This window comes from Clostridium sp. Cult1, assembly GCF_021655095.1.
Classification (GTDB): domain Bacteria; phylum Bacillota; class Clostridia; order Tissierellales; family Tepidimicrobiaceae; genus Schnuerera.
The window spans coordinates 1,263,156-1,265,874 of sequence record NZ_PPXW01000001.1 but is presented as its reverse complement, the minus strand read 5'-3'; the positions used below and the strand labels follow the sequence as shown (position 1 = coordinate 1,265,874).

Genomic DNA, 2,719 nt, shown 5'->3' with positions numbered 1-2,719 from the left:
TTTAACCTTAAATACAGTTTGCTCTTTAACATCTGTAGTCAATGCTTCTAAAGCTACTCCAACTCTATGATATCTTAACTTCCATTGTTCCTCCTTTGATGTATTCGGATCTCCCAATGGATAAGGTATTGATATAGTTGGAACTATCTTGTTTGAACCAACAGTTTTAGCTACGGGGATTAGATTTGCCATTTGAACTATAGGTATACCTGCTTTTTCTATTTCTTTTACTATTGTTGCACCGCAACGTGTACAGGTACCTCAGGTAGATGTCAATATAACTCCATCAACACCCGCTTCTTGTAAATCCTTTACTATTTCTTTGCCCATTCTAGCAGCTTCCCCTTGAGTTGTTCCCGTTCCAACAGTAGAGTAGAAATAATCGTGGACCTTACCTATTTTACCTTCTTTTTCATATGCTTTCATAACATCTAATGGAACTATAACATTTGGATCTGCATTAGCAGCTGCAGGATCAAAGCCAGCATGGATAGTTTTAAATATTCCAGATTCTAATCTATCTATATTTGATACATCGTATTTACCCCATCTAGTAGCTGAAGCTGATTGGATTCTGTCTGGATTATCTACAGGTACTATACCACCTGAAGTTACAATAGCTATTTTTGCTTTCGACAGATCTTTTATAGGTTCTGCTATAGGTACTATATCTTGTTCTGGTATAGGAAGTTCCGTTTGGAAAGGCTCTCCGTGAACCTTCTTTAATAACATGTCTATTACTCTATCTGCTGCATTAACAGATGGTGTTAACCAAACTTGACGTCTAATTCCCCTACCATAATAACCTTCTTCATCGGCAGATAGAAGTTCTTCACCATTTAATATTTTATTACCAAAAATCGCCATTTTTTTAATATCTTTTCTCATAGCAGCAGCACTTGCCCCGCCTTTAAATATATAGATATGTTGGCGAAACATATTGACACCAGGATTTTCTTCATTCATGGAAGATATAACTGGAACATTGAATTTTTCCTTTACGGCCTTTCCTATATGACCACAAGCACTACCATATCTACCTGCTCTAAAAGCTGGTCCTGCAAAGAAAATATCAAATTCTTTATCTTCTAAAAATCCTAATATTGTTTTTATTGCTTCTTCAGTGTTAGATCCCATATAGTTATCACCACATATAATTGTGTGAGTAACTTTTACATTTTCACCTAATTGTTTTTGTAATTCCATTGCTGGACCTACTAAACCTTCCCTTATTTCAGGTGGAAAATCTGCTTTTTCTTCTCCTCCAATTTGTCCGAAAAATTGATTTATATAAAGTATAGCTTTCTTCAATTGGTACACCTCCTTAAAATTCTTTCACAGTCTTAGTTGACCAACCAACTACTTGATCTCCACAGAACATGGAATTGTTTTCCATTATTATGGATCCATCTTCTCTTACTGAAGGTCCAAGAATTTCGTCGCCTGCCCATCCTCCAGCAAATCCATCTCTTCCTAAAGATTCTAATTCTCCTAAAACAGTTTCCATAGGAGGAAGTTCTATTAATTGAGATACATCTCCACAGGATACAATAGCATCTGCTTTAGGATCTAAAGTAACTAATGGTTGAGACTTTCCATCTCTACCTGTACATTCATTAGTTAATCCAACAGTTTTAACTCCAGCATCTTCTAAAGCTACTAAACACGCTATAAAATCTGCGTCTGGGTTTCCATACCCTTCTTCTGCAACTATTGCACTGTCTGCACCTAAAGATTTAGCCATTTGGGCTACAAATAAAGCAGCTCTTTCTTTTTGATCCAAGGCAACATTTAAATTGGACATTATAATACCCAAAAAGTTTAAGGTCTTTCCATGTTCTTTGTACAGTCTTCTAATCATAGGGAAATTTTGAAAATCATAAGTTGACCACTTAGATGAACAAGGCATGAAACTACCTGATATTATTGCTCCATCTAAAACTTCATTTGGATGCATAAATGTTGGTAACATCCTATTAGAATCCCATCCATATATTAAATCATTATACCCTAATTCCTCCATTTGGGACTGAGGTTGAAGTACTAGTACAACGGATGGTAAATCCTTTATATTATCAGAACGTTTTGTAATAGGTTCTAACTCAAAAGTTTCTATTTCTTCTGGTTCTAGATCTTTTACGCAAGAGGCAATATATTCTGCTAACCTCATTCCAGCCCATCTTAAGGCTCTGTTTTTCTTTTGTTGTTCTTTTTTCTCAAATTCTTCGTCTGTATCTGCTACTAGTACAATATTTTTTAATTGAGAAAAATAGGTATATTTTGCCCCTTCTCCACTCATATCTATTAAACCATCTTGAAACCCACCCCAGTGCTTTCCTACAACTAGTACACTACAATCTTTAAGAGCCAATGTTCTACCGTTACCTGCTTGCATTAATTCTCCAGTGACTCCTGGAAATACTGGTCCACCTTCCACTCTCGTCCTTGGCTCAATAGCTTCCTTTACAGGCACTAATCTTACATTATCTCCTGGTTTTACTATAAATAAATCTGCTTCTGTTATATGTTCATCTTCTTTTACTACTTCTAAGGCTTCTTCCTTATTAATAGTTAATACGCCTTTTGAATAAGAAATTCTGTCTCCAAAAACAATGTCTTTTACATAAAAATTACCTAATTCAAGTTTCACTTTTAACACTCCTTTCATTGTTATAAAGTTATAGAAATTAATAATGCTCGATGGAATATTATAAATTTC

The 2,719-nt window shown here is 35.1% G+C and carries 2 protein-coding genes; both read right to left on the bottom strand.

The window, feature by feature from the left end; all coding sequences use genetic code 11:
• A partial coding sequence (gene grdH, locus C3E89_RS06200; protein ID WP_236911596.1) for a betaine reductase selenoprotein B occupies window positions 1-1,311 on the bottom strand: 1,311 nt, incomplete at its 3' end.
• Between the two features lie 13 nt (window positions 1,312-1,324).
• Window positions 1,325-2,650, bottom strand: a complete 1,326-nt coding sequence (locus C3E89_RS06195; RefSeq protein WP_025640440.1) for a glycine/sarcosine/betaine reductase component B subunit — start codon at window positions 2,648-2,650, stop codon at window positions 1,325-1,327.
• Window positions 2,651-2,719: the final 69 nt, after the last annotated feature.